We start from the raw sequence: 17,754 nt of genomic DNA on the forward strand, positions 1-17,754 counted from the left end.
CGTATAACAGGGTTTCTAGTCGATGGTTCGAATGCTTAGCGCCGGTCTTCAGTTACGCGGGCCATGCGGGGTAACGGGCCGTGTAGCTGACGACAAACAAGATATCGGCGATGGACTCGTCGCCTATCAACTGACTGACTAAACGCCCGTCCGCCAGCCGATCGCTAAGATCCAAATGCCAACGTCCGACCGGCGACTTACCCTGCAACGCCAACCAACTCGCGGCATTGCCGCGCCGGCTGCTGGCGATACCGGCAACCGCCGTCGCCGCACCGCCGACCGATTCGGCATTGCCGTTATCAAGGCCAAGAAATTTGATCGGCAGTTCCGGCAAGACCAAGCCATCCTTACCCACGAAGTACAGCACCAGCTGCGATATCGACACGTCCAGCGCGTTCGCCGGAAAATCGCCTTTTGCGATATCCCACTGCACGATATTGGGTGTCGCTGCCTGATCGGCATGATTCAAGTCGTACCAAAGGTCCGGGAATTGATCGCGCAAGCCGAACGAACGGTCGGCACCGAAATCGGTAGGCAGGCTTTGAATGACCTGCTTGCGGTATTGCCAGCTATCCAACGCGGTGTAATCCAACGTGACCAACACGTCGCCGATGGTGGTGAAATCGAAGGGGTTAGCCGCCTTGGGCATGCGCAGTTCCCAAAAGGTATCGACACCGACCGATTCGAACGGCATCAAAAATTCCGGCTGTTGATTGAGTTCGAATACCCCGGTCGCATTAACCGCGCCGGTCAGCGCTACCGACTGCATGCCATGATGCACTTCGACCTGCCGGAAACCGCCGTCGTCAACGACCACCCGCGATACCCCAAAATTGGTCAGCGTGGCGTGAATACCTACTGTCGGCGGGACTAACGCGACTACGCTGGTCCGCGCTTGGCGGATCAAACGCAAATAATGGCCGGGAAAATCCCGGTCGAACAGCGCCATCGCGGTGTTGAAGCGAATCACCCCGGTATCGCGGAAGCGTTGAAATTCGATCGGCGACAGCGCCGCCAGCGAGAAGGTCTTGCTCATCTGCAACTTCCGGCTATTGCTCAGGAATGCGTACTGGTCAAGCTCGGTAATATCCTGCAACAAACGCACCGAGCTGGTCATGCCGCGCTGGTCGGAAGGCTGATTGGCAGAACCGTCGTTCGGCGCTTGCCAATAATCGGCTTGGATGAACGCCGGCATCGCTTGTTGGCGCTCGAAGATCAGTTGCGTTTCAGCTAGCCGCGCGGTCGCGGTCGCTTGTTGCAGAAAATAACCGTATGCGCGTTGTAGAACTTGAGCCATCCATTTGTAGAGTTCGGCATTGGTGAACTTTTTGGACAGGAACTGAACCATGTGCATCGCATGCTCGGCCTGAGCCTTGGCGATCGCATATTCTTGATCAACGACGGCCACCTGATCACTAGAAACTTTGATTTGCGCATTCCCAATTTCTTGATCCTTTTGCGCCAATGCCAATTGCCGCCGCCATTCCTGCTCTCTACGTTCGAAACTTGCTCTAAGTCCAGTGACCTCGGCATTGGACTTTTCCGCGGAACTTTTTATATTCAAGCCTCCGCTGATAACAGAACCTATATTTGCACCGTTTCCCAGCGCGGTCGGCAAATAACTCCATAAAGCCGACATCCCGCCGGTGAGTCCCGCGGTCACCATTGGCGAGGCCACGGCGAGCGCGGTAGATGCGACGCTCGCAATTTGGCCGAACAGCCCCCAATCGCTAGTATGTTCCAAGGCGTGAAGTTGGTCGGTCTCGTTCGCGGTTAAACCCGATTTGAGTAAATCTTGATAATGCTCGACCTGCAAATCGCTGCGGCCTTTTTGCAATTGCACGACGCTGGCGGTATCACCGACCTCCGTTTGGCGCTTTTGCTGCAACTCCTGTTGTTTTTGGGCTATATCCAGGCCCTGGCTGGCCTGTTCAAGGGTATAACTTTCAGCAAAGTACTTTTCCAACGTCGACAGAAACGCGGACTCGACTTGTTCCGCCGTCGAAGTCAGTTGTTTGGCGCGCTCGATCAAGACCTGATAACGGTATGGCGTCGGTTGGCGCATCACCATCGCGCTACCGGGCGCCACATTGATGCGCTCCATCCCGGCAATGTTCAAGCCGCCTCGCAATTTTTGCAGGTTTACCTCCGCGCGTTGCCGCAGCGCTTGTAGCAGCGCGTTTGTTAGCGGTTTTCCGCTCAATTGCGGCGGAACGCTGATGACCGGCGAATTTAACAACGCTAATACGTCGAGATAGCTTACCCTCGCTTGCGCCAAACTTTGCGGCGTTTCTTGACTGAACAGGTCATCCGCCCAGGCCAGCAAGCATTCGCTCAATGCGGCAATGGTATGGCGGGTATAGACGTTACCGCGAGTTTCGGCGAATTTATGCGGGTTGAAATCGCCAGTCAGCCAATCGTTGGTCAGCGCAAAATCCACCGGATCGTTCTCTTCCCACACCAACCCCAAATAGACTTTCGGATTGCCTGGCAAATTGTAGGCATAAACCGCTTGATACCAATCCAGCGCCGTACGATAGTCCTTGGATCTCGTCAAATGTTGCGCCAATAGCATCGGAACGAAATAAAACACTTCTTGTACCCAGGCCGGCGCGTCCCAGAAATGGGTGGCAGTCGGTGCCGTGTCATCGGTCGGTACCGTGTCATGCAGTACCGCGCTAATTTTGTTACGTAGCGCGGTCACGGCGTTCACCGATGCCGGTGCCTGTAATGTAAAAGCGTCGCCCAGTTGCTGCTTAGCTTCCGCCACTTCGTTTTTCAGTGCCGATAGATAGTCGGCGGCTAGCGTTTTTGCCGTCGTCCCGGTAACGCGGGATTTGTCGTTCAACGGTTCGACCAATTTAAATCTGAACGAGTCGGTTTGGCCGCGCGCTGCCGGTTGTAATGGACGGTGATCGGCTTGCAGAAAATTTTCCGGAAACAAAAACACATTCATAGCCGACTGCCAGGCCGCAAAATCGCTCATCCACTGCCATTCCAGGTCGAATGCCGCCAAATCGACCTGCAATTTCCAGCCGCCGGTTTGGCTAGCGCCCACGGCGGGCGTTATATTCGCCAGACGTTCCCGCCGCAGCGCCGCCAGCACGGATTGCAAGGTCTCTAGCCCCTGATCGATTCGCGATAACGTTTGTTGCCCGCCGGCTTTGAAATCGATGAACAATTCCTGGGTCAGGCGTTCCGCGACATCGGCATCCGCGTCCAGGTGGGCAGCGTGAGCGACGACGTTTATTAATTGGTCGCGCAGTAACGGCAAAACCGAAGCTTCCGTGACATCCACCGCGGCAATCAATTGTTCGCGCGCCGCAGCATCGGCATCGATGCGCGCTTTTAACCGATGCTCCCAATCCTGGCGCCGAGCAATGCTCGCCCGCCAAGCCGGCAAAGGGCTGGATTCGACGGCCGGTTCCGGAATAACGAAGTCGTCGGGACCCAAAGCTACCGCCGCATTGACTTCTTCCTGGCGCCAGTTGCCATACAAGTCGCGCAGTTTCCTAGTCTGCACCAGAACCGAGAAGATACCATCCCATTCCGCGGGTAGCGGGGTATTTCCGCCCGTCAACACGGCGTACTGGTTCAGCAAAAACAAAAACGCCGGGCTGTCGAGGAATAAGCCTTTCAGCGCTTCGCCGATGTCGTGCCCTTGTCCGTAGTCGGCAACCAAGGTTTTGAATTGCGCGAATTTACCAGCGCCCAACCCGGTTTCGATGGCCGCTTCGAATAGCGCCGCACCGCTACCGGTCAATTGCCGCAATGAGTTTTCGATCTGATCCAATTGGCTTTTCCGCGCGGTAAACCAATCTTTAACCGTCTGCGACTTCAAGTCGCCGGCCGATAATAGATCCGGATCCACAATCGGTACCGGCGTCGCGGCAAACGGTGCAATGCGAACGTTATCGTCCTGCTGGCGCCACTGGTATCTGAGATATCCTTGGTGCTTGCGTAAGTACAACGGCGGTATCGCTGTCGACGCAAACGGATCGTTGAGCGCTGTGGTGTCCGCCAAACCGAACAAATTTTCCAAAGCCGTTTCGGTCAATTGGTCGTCGGCGACGACGAAATTTTGCAAAGCATCGGCTCCGATGCCTAGCCGTCCGGCCAACGCGATGCGAACACCGGCGGGAGCGCTGGCGGCCAAGCGAATTTCGGTCACCGACGTACCCAACTGATTCAACAAGACGCCGTATGCCCGCCCTAAGTAAGCGGCATTGGCGGTCGTGCTCCCGGCCACGCCACGCGTCGCAATGTAGTCGCGCAACACCTCGATCGCGATGCGCGTTTGCCGAACGTATCGCGTCGCTATCGAACGATTGGCCGGGCTGACCAGCACGCTATAACGTTGGCAAAAAATACGGCTGAAATCGTCGGCACTCGGCAACTTGTCGTCGCCGTTGGCGTTACCGCTATCGATGCGCGACGCAGCAAAACTCAGTAAGTTACCCAGGTAAGAAACCGCGCCGGTAACGTATTCCGGATCGGCGGGTGTGTAGGGCGCAACCACGTCGACGGTCAACGATGCACTGCTTTTCAAACTGAAGACGTCGGTGGCTTCGACGGACAGAGTATGCGTTTTAACCTGATCCACAACAACGTCGGTTTGCCAGCGACCGGTAACGGCGTTCAAGCTCAGGGCGCCCATCGGCGTGCCGTCCAATGTCCAGGTCAGGCCTTGTAGACCGCGATTGTCGGAGGCAATCACTTCCAACGGTATCGTTAAGGTGCCGCCGGACAATTCGAACGTCTGATCGGGCAGCGGTTTGGTAACGGCAATGGCCGGTACCAGTTTGTCGACTGCGATGGGCAAATAATCCACACGGACTCGCGCTCTTGTATCGGGATACTCGGCAATGGCGGTAATCCAGAGTAGTTGATCGTTATGACTGGCCTTGTCGAGCGGCATATCGCCGCTGAACGACCACGTCCGGTTGCCGTCGCTCGACGCCAGCGACAATTTGCGGGCTGTGGAGTCCGTTCTGCTGTTGCCGAAAGAAACAGATAATTCCATTTCGGAGGTAACGTCTTCGGTTTCTTCGGATTCATTGTTATACGTAATGGTCACCTTTCCGTACGCATTTCCTTCGAGGTCCAAACGAGTCGCATTCGATAGGTCTATATTCGCGGCCGGAGGGAAGCCGTTGACTTTTGTAATTGAGATATTTAAAGAATACGATCTTCCGGTTTCGGTTATTTTTGGCGGTTCGTTGTCCATGCGTTTTCCCTTATGTTTTTAAGTAGTATCCAAAAGATACCCAAAATTGGTAGTTGAATAATATCGATGAATTTAGTTCGTAGTTTGGCTAGCTAATTTCTCTGGCTTTTGCAAACATTAATAAACCCCTGACTAATGAAGACTTTTCAAGAAAAACCGATACAAAACTCTTCGAATTAATGGAGTCTAAAATCCAAGAGCGAACGTATTAATCAAAGGTTTCCTAAGCGCTTGTATTCCGTCGAGTAGCCCCAGATCCTTACGATTACCCGAAGCTAGGCGCGCCTACGGGACTAGAACGGAATCTCCGGCGACGGCCGGGCTACGCCGCCACCGTAAACGTCATAGGTCACATCTGTGTTTCTGGGTACCTTGATCTGCATGCGGGCATAGCCGAGCGAGCCCAGGCCGACTTCCAGTTTCTTGTAGTCGTAGCCGTTCAGGGTTTGCTGTTGCCGGTCGAACCCGAACCAGCTGACGCCGTAGCGGACTTTAATTTGCGCGCCGTCCGGCGCCTTGAAAAAGGCCGTGCCGTTAGCGTTCCAGAACGACTCGACGGTACGCCAATCGCAGCAGGTGATGAGCTTGGTTTTGATCATGATTGCTTCCTCTTCAAGGATATGATTTTGTGATTTATGAGTGGAAAGAAATACTTGTCCGGTTTTTACTACAGATCATTCGGCGGGCCAATTTCATGGTTCCGCCTTACACGAGTTGCAAGAGCCTTACATACAACATCGGTTTGCGAAGGCTCGAAAGATGAACTGTTTGACTCAGTAGTGCCGCGGAACTATATAATTTGGAAGATTTTTCAAATAAGGTAGATTAAAAACAGCAGCAGCCTCACTGTTGGATATGCCACTATTGATTGGTCTATATTCACTAGGCGAGCGACCAAATATAGCCTGGTCCAGATGAATAGCCCGCGCGGTGTGTAGCACCGCCGTTCGAGTTGCATTTCTTGGATCGCGTGTTGTTTTGCCTGAGCGTGGGATGTCGTCGCCACCTGCAAGGCGGGAGAAAAGTTTTGTAGCTGGAACGATTCCCGCGTTAAGAGCGACTCTAAGCACAGTGAATCGCTTTTCTGGATCGAGATCATCCAAGGTTTGGGATGAAGCATCGCGCGAAAGCTTATCCCGCAGCATGTTCTCTTGCATCTTGAAATAGACTCCAAACGCCGTCACTGCCTTTTCTGACGGCAATAGACCTCTCGGCTTACTATTACCTCCGGCTTTTTCAGTGGAGGTGTCCCAAGTATCCCCAGTAGCCTTTACATCGGTAAACTTTATTCCAAGAGCCGGATGAGCTGTAATGATGGCTTTCAACCCCTTCGATAAATTTGGGTCAAACCAGTCGTCCATTCCAAGTATCTCCGATGGCACTGAGCCTGCCTTTTCAGACCAAGTGGAAGCGCCAGACTCGGCAAGTAGCGATGCACCTAGAAGCCCTGGATCTATATCGAGTTCCTTCGACACGGTTTCTACACGTGATCGAAGTGTCAGATTGTTTTGAAAAATAGTATCCAAATCTTCCCGACCAAGTACTTCCGGGCTCGTTTCTGGCAGCGATTTTCGATCAGGTGCCCCGACAGGCGGCACATATTCATTTGTAGTAGCGGAGGCGACCACACTTTTCTCATCTGTTCCTCTGGGATCGATATTTATTATCGGATTGCTGGATGAATACTGATATAGCGATGGTCCACTCACCAATCCCAACGGATCAGCACTCAGCCACCTCACTACCCACGCCGCGTAATACCTCGCCGCGTGGTAATTCAAGCCGCTTTCCTCATCCCGCTCCTTGCCGGTAAACCGGTAGCGTTTCCTGGCAAAACTGCCGAAGCTGGTTTCCCCGTATGGCGTGTATTCCTCACGGTTCAGCCAGACTCCGTCGCCGCCGATGACCACATGGCTACTGCCTAGATGATCGCCCAAGTGGTATTTGATCGCCGGAGTAGTGTCGTCTGGGAAAGGCGTGCCGACTCTGACCAGCGCGATGCGCGACTGGTCGTCCATGACGTGCAGAGTGTTGTTTTCCTGGACGGTGGCGCCTTGCACCGCGCGGTGGTATTCGAACAAGCCGCCGATGTAGACGGTAACGGTATACTCGCCGCCCTGCTTGCGAGTGAGTTTTTTCACCCGCATGCCGCCGGCGTCGTACAGATATTGCGCGTGTACCGAAGGCTCGCTACCGGCCACCTGAATTCGGAAGGCTTTTAGACGGTCGCCGTGGTCCCAATCGAACCGGCGGGTTTGATGTTCGGACAGCATGTTGCCGTTGGCATCGTAGGCGTAGCGGTAAACGCCTTGGCCTATCGTCACCGTGTCCAAGCGGTTATTGCCGGCGGCATTGGTAAACACCCGGTTGCGAGCGCCGTCGGCTAATTGGTGCTTCATTTCCAGCATATTGCCCAGCGCGTCGTAGCGGTATTGCTGGCTATAGGCGCGAGTACGGGTCAGGTCGGTGCAACGCGGCTGATCCAGCCAGGGTGGCGTTTCCGGCGCTTGGTCGCACTCGCGGCCGGTGGCGGACAGCAGCCGGTAAATCGGATCGTAGGCAAACTGGCGCAGTAGAGCATCGCCGGACGCGAGCAGTTGCTTGAGGGCATTGTCGGCGACCGAGGCGGCGGCCGGATTGTTCAAGATGCCGCTGCCCTGGGCGCGGTCTTCGATTTGCAAGATATTGCCGACCAGATCGTAGCGGTAGGCAAAGTCCTGCAAGGCTTCGCCATTCGGCTGGTAACGATCGGCTTCCGGTTGGCTGTAGCGCTCGGTTCGTAGCCGCGACAAGCGAAAGGTCCGTGGATCGTAAGCATAGCGGCTCATCACGCCGTTGCCGTAGGCTACCAACACTCGTTGGCCCTTGGCGCTATAGGCAATTTGTTGCACGAATAGCTGGCCGTTCAGTTTGACTTGCGCCAAGCCGCCGGCCCGGTTGTAGAGCGGCAAAAGCTCCTGGCGTTGGCCGGTCACGTCTGTGGGATATTGCGTGCGCTTGACACGGTTCAGCGCATCGAAGCTTGAGGTCGTTTCGTAGACGTTAGCATCCAACAGGGTTTGCGCATGCGCGGCCAGCGTGGTGCCTGCCGGCGCCTGCCAATCGATGCGATATGCGTCGACGGCCCAATTGCGCGCGGCGCCGTTTTGGTAAACGCTCAGCAACGTGGCGTCGCTAAGCACCTGCCGGCTTTGGCTGAGCGGATTGCCTTTGAAGTCGTAGCCCGGCACGCTGACTAATCCGGCTTCGTCGTAGTGTTGAACCAACTTGCCGAGCAGATTTTGCCGCCGCGCCGCATCCGCGCTCAAACCCGATTCTGGCCGGTCGCCGTAAATCGACACTTCGCGTAGCGTCAACGTTTGGTTGAGGCCGTCCCTGGCCCACAGCCGGTTCGGACGATTCCCTTCGTCGTAACCGTGCAGGGTTAACGCGCCCTTGCCGTCGCGTTGTTCGAGCGGATTGCCGATCGCATCCAGTACCGTGCGCCGCAGGCCGGCATCGATACTCTCCGTGCGCCAAGGCCGATTCAACAAGTCGTAGTCGTAACGGAAAGCGACTCGGTTCAATGCGTCGGTAACGCTGAGCAAATTCCCGCGAATATCGTAGTCGGACCGGGTGACATACCAATCGGCCGGACTGGCGCCGTTCCGCGCCGTGGCCTGCACGGTGCGGCCCAACGCGTCGATGAGTATACTGGCCGGCGTGTTCCAGTGGCTTTGGAAGGCTTGCGACGTCGCGGCATGGGTGCGGCCGGCGTTGTCGTTGGCGTCGTAGGTATAGGCTTCCCAAGGTGTCGGCGCGAATTGCTCGGGCTCGGCCAAGTCGGTAGGCACGCCGTAAATCACCCGTTGCTCGGAGCCGTCCGGGTTCAAGGTGCGGATTACCTGACCGCGCGGATCGTAGCTCATGATCGCCTTTTGGCCGAGCTGCGCTTCGCCGGGTGCGGCGTAAACCCAACCCCGACTATAAAACGGCTCGTATTTTTCGACCACCCGACCCTTGTTGTCGTAAATCTGCCAACCGCTGACCAGCACGTTGGGTTGGTCGGCCTCGGCGTTGCGGTCGCCGGTAAACGCCAACTTGGTGCCGGCGGCGTCGGCTTGATCGATAGGCAAAATGCCGCCGCCGAACGTGGCGTCGCCGAAGCGAATCTCTTCCGACTGCACCCTGGTTTGCAGCAAGCGACCGAAGCCGTCGGAATATTCGACGCTGTCGATAGTTTCGTCGCGTTGCGGCAGCGGTACGTCACTGTCGCTGTCGTGATATTGATAGCGGCGAGTACGCACCGAGACCGGTTGGCCGCGTTCGCCGAACGCCGTCAAGTCGTACTCCATCTCGATACTGGGCCTATCGATGTCGCCCTCGGCGGCATCCGCCTTACCTTGTATCAGTGTGGCTCGAGGCAGGCCCAGCGGCGTGAAGCGCGCTCGGCTGCGATTGCCGTTAGGGTCGGTAACGCATGCGGCTTGCAGGACGCGGTAATCGTATTCGGCTTCGACCATCAGACCCAACGGGTCTAGGACTCGAACCGGTAACAATTGGTAGACATCGTAGGCAATCGTTGTCGCGCGGCCTAGCGGGTCGCGCTGCTGTAACAACAGCCCGCGAGGTTTGCCCGACGCATTGTCGCTTTGAAAATCGTAAGCATGCGCGGCCGTCACAACGAAATAGCCCGGCGCCGACATCGCGCCGGCGCCGCTAGGACGGTAAACGTAACCGACTAAGCCGGGTAGGGTATGAAACTCGGCGGGATAGTCGTCGTTCCAGGTCGCGCCGGCCGGTTGCAGATAGGGGGGGATCGTGAGAAGGGCCAGAGACGCGGCGGATCGTCGCGATGCTTTATGGGTCATCCCTTCGGCCGCTCCCGCGTGCTTGCCGATGCCGGCCAGGGATTGATCGCCGGGAGCCGGATCGGCAATCGGGTCGGCCGCACCGTAGAGGACTTTCAATTGCGCGTCGGTGAATACCAGGTTCTCGGTCCGGGTCAGTGCGCCGAAATCGCCCAATTGCCCGAACGGCAAACCGGCGAACGCCGGCCCGTCGTAGAAATTCAAGGTTTGCGCGAACAACTGGCTGGCCGCTTTGCCGGATTGCACGGCACTCCACAGCATCGACGCCGATAGTTTTCCGTCGTTGATCACTTGGTATTGGCTGATCTTGACGGTCCGGTCGATCAGGTAGCGCCGGTCGTCGTCGCGTTTCGCGTATACGGTTTCGCTAACGGTCGCCAGATAAGGCGATACCGGGCCGGAAGCTGCCGACCGGTAATCGCGGCCGCGCGGCACGGCAATCGCCAATGCCGCGGTCGAGCGGCCGTATTGATCGGGTTCGGCCGTGAATGCCAATTGCGTCAACGGCTCGTTGCCGCGCTCCCACTGGCTGGTGCGTTCGGCCAACCCATAGGCGAAATAAATCCCCGGTCGGCCGCTATCGTTCGGCGGCGGAACTTCTTCGCGCACTCCCTGAAGGTGTTCGGTGACGGTGTAGGGCCGATTTTCCCGTTCACTACCGTCCAGCGCATACAACTCGGTGCGCAAAACGCTGCCGCGTAACGCTCTGAGAGCGTCGCGCTTACGCCGCCTGGGTAGCGAATTGAGCTTGGCGGTGACGGCCGCCGGGCGGTCCAAGGCGTTGGTATCTCCGGGCCAAAATTCGGACCGGCAGTCCAGTTCCCGCCAATCGCCGAATTCGTCCCCGACCGGTCCTTGATGAAACCAAGTGCGGGTTTCCAGCGGCGGCGAAAACTGTTCGGCGCCCACCGCTTCAAAAGCTCGCCCGCCGTGCAGTCCACTACCGTGAAAGTCGGCAAAGACTTCGCTGTCGAGCTGATCGACCCGGCCGAAGCCTCGAAATTCGCGCTCCGCACCGTCCCAATAGCCGTGGCGGTAACGGTATTCGCTGGTGAGTTTGCCTTGGGAAATTTGGTCGATGACTTCGACCTTGGCAACCACTTGCACCGGCATCGGCAGCGGGGTTTGCCAACGATAGGCCGGATGCGCTTGGTCCTCCAGATAAAAACGCGTGGACGGCGCGTAAGCGACTTGGGTCAGCGCCCCCATGTGGTTGTCCATTTGCGTCAATAAATACGGCTTGACGCCGCCGCAAAAATCCAGGAAATACATCGGCGGCCGGCCCGAGCCGTCGGCATCGCGGCTCCACAACAAGCCGCGATGGCCGCTGCCCAGTAAATCCACCAGGCGAATCGCATCGATGTCGGTAACCGCCGGGGTGCCGGTGATTTCGATGGGGTCGCTCCACCGGTTTCCGCTCTGATTAATCCAGATCAGGACTTTGCGATCGTCCACGTAGACGATGTCGGCCAGTCCGTCGCCGTCGATATCGTCGATCAAGATCCGTTTCGGGTCGTAACCGTAGGGCAATCGCGGACTATGCGCCATCGCGACGCGAGCGCCCCAATCGCCGTATCCAAGATTGGGCCAATAGCTGACGTTGCCGTCATGAATCAGTGCGATGTCTTGCAGACCGTCTCCGCTGAAATCGCCCCATTTGACGCGCGGATCCGAGAAATTGACGTTGGGGAAGCGCTCCAAGGCTTGACGTTCGACAGCCCGGCTGGCCTGCCAGCCAACATTGCGGTCGTTGAAGAAAACTTCGAGGCGGTTACTACTGCGAATGGCATCGGTCACGCCGTCGCCGGTCAGATCGACCAGTTTGACTTCTGGGTCCTGGAAGTTAAAGCTGGGGGCCACGGTATAACGGCGAAAGGCGCTTTTATCCCATAGGCCGTCGTAGCGCAACGGGAAATAGCCGGACAGATTGTCTCGGTGCACCAGCAAATCGATACGGCCGTCGCCGTCGGCATCGATCAATTGCACGCCCGCCTGACCCAAATTCAAGCCGGCCGGCGCGTCGGCCATGGGTCGCGGCTCGGCGAAACGGCCATCGCCAAGATTACGCCAATAGCGGGCGGTACCGTTCAGTTGCACGATGTCCGGCAAACCGTTACCGAACAGATCGGCCAATTCGTATTCGGGATGGGCTAGCGACGCCGCCGGCAATGGGCCTCTTACGGCAAAAAAGGTTTGCGCCTTTGGTTGAAAACGGCTGTAGTCGAAAGTCAACGGCGGCAGAAACTCCGTAGCTTGTCCGTCGCGGCCTTCGACGCGAATCCGAGCAAGTAAAGAAGCCCCGTTGGCCGGCAAATCCGCGTCACCAAGTTGATCGAGATAGTCCAAATGATAGTTGCGAGTCAGCCTTTCTTGATCGGCTTGGGTATAGATCTCGATCCGAACGCAGCGGCGCGTCGTACGTACCTCGAAGCCGGCGCGGTAGTCGGAAAAAGGGTCCGGGCGGTCTGCGTAAACAAAACGCACCCGGACCAGGAAGTGCGGATTGGCGGGATCGCCGTAGTCCGCGTAGCGCAATTCGGATAGGTAAAGTTGATCCCAACGGCGCGTAGCGCCTTCCGGCTGATGGTCGCGTTCGTAGACATAGTCGATGCGATTGCCGAAGGGATCGACGGTTTGGCTGAGTTTCCAGGCGAATATTCGCTGCCGGTCGTTCGGGTCGGCAATCGTCGCCAGTTCCGGCGCGGCGGTTGCCGCGGAACCGTAGTAACTGACCAGACCGTCCTTGCTCGAGACTTGCCAATAGTCACGTACCTTATCGCGGCGATGAACGATGCGGGCAAACAGCCCTTCCGAACGAGGGCGGTAACGGGTAATGCCGCTGGCTTCGTTGACCGGTACCAAATCTTCCGCGCCGGACAGCAAGAAGGTGTCGCTACGGTCGTCGTAGCGCGGCAGACCGCCGGACGTTTTACGCATCACGCCAGGCACGCTCAGTGCCCAGCCAAATCCGAACGGGCCGTTGCCGCTACCGGTACTGTAACCGAGCGTCAAATGCGGTTGGAAGCCGTTGCGCCCGGAAGGCAGCGCAATCGGTACGCTGAAGTTCCCGGTGCCGGTATGTAAGTCGGGAGAAAACTTTTCGCCTAAGCCATGAATTGCCCCGCCGCCTTGCGGCAAGCCGATGATTTGACTGGATGTGCCTGATTTGTTGCTCATTTAGGTACCGAAAATTTGGTCGTATCGTTGCGGTTTTCAGATTAAGGCATAGGCTAAACAGGCCTAACGCATTGACTTAGGCCATAGCGTATACAACGCAACCTTGCCCAAACATCCTCTGCAAAGGGGGTATTTGGGCAAAACTGTCCTCTAGTCGGGTCCGCGTATGCCAATTCGCTACAGCCTTAACCCGCCGGGTTCGTTAATCAATGAACAGAGTTGACGCTCAGAAGCAAAGGCAATAAATCGCCGCGCTGCCGGATATTCAGTTTTAAATATATTTTTCCGGCGTGGTCTTTCACGGTATTTTGCTTAATATGCAGTTTTCGACCAATTTGCTCGAACGATATGCCTTTGGCCAATAACATCGCGACTTCCTTTTGCGTCGGCGACAACGGAAAGTTCCGAACAGCCCTTAATAACTTTAACTCGATTGGCTCACGGTATTTCACGGTGACGCCAATCATATTGTTACTGTCTGAATCGAGATTATTTAACCAATAACCTTTAAAGCTAAAGGCGCCGTAGGGGTTTACGCGATCGAATGCCGGGATGGCGCTCTCTTTGCCGCGATGGATACTGACTAGATCATCAGCTAGTTTCTTTAGATTTTCCAGTAGCCGGTTATTCTGGCGCCTGTCAATCAATGTTCTTGGCGTATCGGCTAACTGTATTAAGCGTTTAGCTTCCGGACATTGATAAATTAACCTCCCCTCCGGATTCATAATTAACATTCCCTGGGATGCGGTGTTTCCATACTCGGTGGCTTGGTTAGGCTTTGCCTGATAGGCGTGCGAAAGATAGGCGATTAAGCTGGTTATTTGATTTCGATCGCCGCTGCTAAAATCGGCCTGTTTTTTTGACCGATATAAACCCAACACGCCAACCTGACTGTCGTTAATAGGCACTTTAATCCAGCTCGTGTAATGCATATCGAAGGCTCGATAAATAATATTGTAGACATCGGATTTGTAAAATTGATCATCCACGATACGAGGGTCGTCAAGCGTTGGCGATTGCCGAAACCAATTGGCGACCCGAACGAGTCGCTCCTTGGTATGGTGATCCCTTAATACGTTCGGAACAGCGAGCGCCAGATACCCTAAATCGAATCCCGTCAGGTGATAAATAGAGCGTAGTTGCTGATCGCATACCGAAAAAGTATTACTATTCGATTGAATAAGATTCGGAATCGCTCGCAGAAACTCAGTCGTGATTAATTCACTACTTAAATTTGAGCAACAAATTTGGCGTAAATAGGCCAATGCGTGACTTTTTCTCATACGACATTCTCTTTTACGATGTGAAAAATTAACTAATATCGCAATGCGATTTAGCTTCCGGCGTTTAATGTAAATCTCAAACTGCGGACTGTCTTGGTAAATAGCGCACAGCCTTAGTGGACACGCGTGCAGTTTCTTGCAGAACATATCCCCGAAGCAAATAAAATCGTTGAATTTAAGCGCGATGCAGAGTTCAGATTATATGCAAGGTAATATTTCACATATTAAATACCCATTCGCACGCGACATAACCACTTAAAATACGCGGGTACTCCGCTAAATTGCTTGCCTATTTCAAGCCGCTAAAATAAATGGTCTTCAAAGCGACTCGTTGTAGCTGTGTCTCGGAGGACACTTAGGCCGTTTGAGCGTTTTGGTAGCCCGGCGGCTAACTTGGAAGCTGCGAATAGCCGATATAAGCTTTTCACCGATACATTGAAATTTGTTATTGCAGAACCAGATAAGCCTTTACCCTTGTCCCACTTATTTCGCTTGATTTAATCGGGGCGGTTTCACATGGTCCAAAGGGGAGTTGATCGAAACGACGCTCCTCTGCGCTTCCCCCGTCATTGACCAACTCAGGGTAAACTTGCGACTTTTATGTGCGAGACCAACCTGGGCGCGTGCCTTAGCCCACTCCACTTTCACGCCTAACGATTCCTAGAACCCAATGCAAGCAAATGCTCAGCGCGAAGATCGATCGATGGCTCCGGCCACGACTTTCGACCGTCACAACAATGCCTCTCAAACCCGGTATCCCGGCTTGTTTTCGAGACACCATCCGATCGGCTACCCGGAAACACGGATTCTTTGGCATAGCAACGTTTCGACTGATCGAATCGACGCAGCGTCGACGATCGAACCCGCCTTGGCGGGTCCCGCCGAGGCTGTAGCGTATGCCGATTTAACCAAGCCCAACCAACGTCCGGACTTGAATCTCTGGCGACCTTACCCGGCGTTTGGGGGCCGGCGGGCACCAACGCGCTCAGGCCCCGGAGACCCGCGGTTTTGCGCGCGATGAAGGCGAAAATTTGGGCCGCGTTGCTGGCGGTCTATCTGGTGTGGGGCTCGACCTATTTGATGATCCGTTTCGTCGTCGAAACGCTGCCGCCTTTCTTATCGGCGGGCTTTCGCTTCGTCGTTTCCGGTCTGATTTTACTGGCTTGGCGGCGGCTGGCCGGCGATGCCGCGCCGACCGGACGACAGTGGCGTTCGGCCGCTATAGTCGGTACCTTGTTGTTACTCGGCGGTAATGGTTTGGTGTGTTGGGCCGAGCAAACCGTGGCGTCCGGGCTCACCGCGCTGATCATCGGCGCCGTGCCGATGTTTCTGGTGATTGCCGACGCTCTTCGGCCGAACGGCGTCCGACCGACGCCGCGCGTACTCGTTGGCTTGGTCATCGGCTTTTCCGGCATTTATCTGCTGGTCGGACCGACGGCGGATACCGAAAGCATGCCGTTAAACATCTTCGGCGTGGCGGCGTTGCTGTTGGCTAGTTTGCTGTGGGCGATCGGTTCGATCTACAGTAAGAGCGCGGATTTGCCGAAATCGGCCTTGATGACGACCGGCGCGGAAATGCTGAGCGGCGGAATGGCCTTGTTGCTGGTCAGCCTGCTCGGCCAAGAGTGGCGCGCTTTCGATCCCGCCGAGGTATCCACCGAGTCATGGCTGGCATTGGCCTACCTGATCGTGTTCGGTTCGATGATCGGTTTCGCCTCTTATGCGTGGTTGTTGCAGAACGCCTCGATCTCGCTGGTGGCGACGTATGCCTACGTCAATCCGCTGGTCGCGGTGTTTTTGGGAAATTGGTTCGCCCAAGAGCCGCTGACGCCACGTATTCTAGGCGCGTCGGCAATCATCATCGGCTCTATCCTCTTCATGAATAGCTCGCGTGCCGCGCGGCCGAAACCGCAAGCGGCCCGGCGCGGGGACGACTGATGCACCGTCGTTGGCACTGGTTTTAAAAAAACATCGCCGCAAGCTAGCGCTAGCTCGCGTGGGCTTAGCGCTTTCTGTTTACACAGCGCTATGCTGTTTTCGTCTGGACGTCGAGACAAGCGGCTTATTCGAACTGCGGCAACACCTCGGTTTCGGCGCGACCGGCCGCCAGCCATTCTTGCATGGCGGGCTCCGCCAACACGGTTTCGATGTAGTCCCGAGATTCCGGTCCGTGGGGGAGGGCGTAAGCCTGAAAGCGCAACGCGACCGGCGCGAACATCGCATCGGCGATTGTGAAGCGGCCAAACAGCCAAGGTCCACGCTCTGCGTAGCGTTGCCGGCATTCTCGCCAGATCGCGTCGATCCGCGCCGCGTCGGCCTTCGCGGCGTCTGGCAGCGCTTTGGCGGCCGGCGTCCGGCTGACGTTCATCCCGCAATGTTCGCGCAACGCCATGAAACCGCTGTGCATCTCGGCCGCCAACGCGCGCGCCAGTGCTCGTTCGGCGAAGTCTTCCGGCCAGCCTTGGGTTTGCGGAAATCGCTCGGCCAAATATTCCAAAATCGCCAGAGAATCCCAAATAGGCAGTTCTCCGTCCCATAACACCGGCACCTTGCCGGCCGCCGAGTAGCGCTGGATTTCGGCTTTCGAGCCCGCCTGGTAAAGCGGGATGCGTACTTCCTGAAATTCGATGTCATGGTGTCTCAAAAATAGCCAGGGCCGTAGCGACCAGGACGAATATTTCTTATTGCCGATGATTAAGCTCAGACTCATGTCGATTAGCTCCTGACGAACAAAAAGGATCAACGCGGAGCGCTAACGCCGATAATGCGCGTTGACGCGGGTGATTTTGGCATCCTGATCGATTTCCATGACTTCGGCGGCCAGCAAGTCGTTAACGCTACGGTAAACTAGGGTCAGGCTAGCAACGCCGGGCAATGCGTGCAATAGCGTGAAGTGCAAATCGGGATATTTGCCTAGGCCGATCCGGAAATAGTCCCGCAAGGCCGGTTTGCCGACTACCGTGCCGCTCGCTTCGCCCAGCAAAGCCTGCGCGAACGGGCTGGTAAACTCGATTGAGTCGGCATAATGGCCTAGGATACGCGCCAGGTCGCGGTCGTTCCAAGCTTGCAACCATTCTGCGGCGAAGCGGTCTGCAAATTCTTCGGTCATTGGGCGTCCCTTGAAGAGAGAGTGCTTGTCGAATCAGTCCGCGGCGCTGATGCGTTTATCAAACGTTACCGCATGGCCGCTAGCTATCGCGTCCGAAACCGTTTCCAC

General features: G+C 56.1%; 7 protein-coding genes. 1 reads left to right on the forward strand and 6 read right to left on the reverse strand.

Annotated elements, in window-relative coordinates; genetic code table 11:
* Positions 1-52: 52 nt before the first annotated feature.
* The 4 genes from ACQE3D_RS23420 to ACQE3D_RS23435 form a co-directional block, all read right to left on the reverse strand.
* Positions 53-5,077 carry a neuraminidase-like domain-containing protein gene (locus ACQE3D_RS23420; protein WP_313730273.1) on the reverse strand — a complete coding sequence of 1,675 codons (5,025 nt, stop codon included), beginning with the start codon at positions 5,075-5,077 and terminating at the stop codon, positions 53-55.
* A 443-nt stretch (positions 5,078-5,520) separates the two neighbouring features.
* Positions 5,521-5,826, reverse strand: a complete 306-nt coding sequence (locus tag ACQE3D_RS23425; RefSeq protein ID WP_313730272.1) for a hypothetical protein — start codon at positions 5,824-5,826, stop codon at positions 5,521-5,523.
* A gap of 174 nt (positions 5,827-6,000) precedes the next feature.
* Entirely contained in the window at positions 6,001-13,254 is a 7,254-nt protein-coding gene (locus ACQE3D_RS23430) for a SpvB/TcaC N-terminal domain-containing protein (protein ID WP_313730271.1), read from the reverse strand.
* A gap of 206 nt (positions 13,255-13,460) precedes the next feature.
* Positions 13,461-14,537: a helix-turn-helix transcriptional regulator gene (locus ACQE3D_RS23435; RefSeq protein ID WP_197471880.1), complete on the reverse strand. Its 1,077-nt coding sequence runs from the start codon at positions 14,535-14,537 to the stop codon at positions 13,461-13,463.
* Between the two features lie 1,017 nt (positions 14,538-15,554).
* Here ACQE3D_RS23435 and ACQE3D_RS23440 point away from each other — a divergent pair.
* The gene (locus tag ACQE3D_RS23440) at positions 15,555-16,475 is read left to right on the forward strand and encodes an EamA family transporter (RefSeq protein WP_064031387.1); all 921 of its coding nucleotides are present in this window, start codon (positions 15,555-15,557) and stop codon (positions 16,473-16,475) included.
* Between the two features lie 124 nt (positions 16,476-16,599).
* Here the strand turns inward: ACQE3D_RS23440 and ACQE3D_RS23445 are convergent, their stop codons facing one another.
* Together ACQE3D_RS23445 and ACQE3D_RS23450 are read right to left on the reverse strand one after the other, a co-directional pair.
* Complete coding sequence (locus ACQE3D_RS23445) at positions 16,600-17,247, reverse strand: glutathione S-transferase family protein (protein WP_064031388.1); 648 nt, start codon at positions 17,245-17,247, stop codon at positions 16,600-16,602.
* A 42-nt stretch (positions 17,248-17,289) separates the two neighbouring features.
* Positions 17,290-17,646 (reverse strand): nuclear transport factor 2 family protein, encoded by a 357-nt coding sequence (locus ACQE3D_RS23450; RefSeq protein ID WP_064031389.1) that lies wholly within the window; start codon positions 17,644-17,646, stop codon positions 17,290-17,292.
* Between the last annotated feature and the right edge of the window lie 108 nt (positions 17,647-17,754).

Source organism: Methylomonas sp. MS20 (genome assembly GCF_050275925.1).
Taxonomy (GTDB): Bacteria; Pseudomonadota; Gammaproteobacteria; order Methylococcales; family Methylomonadaceae; genus Methylomonas; species Methylomonas koyamae_A.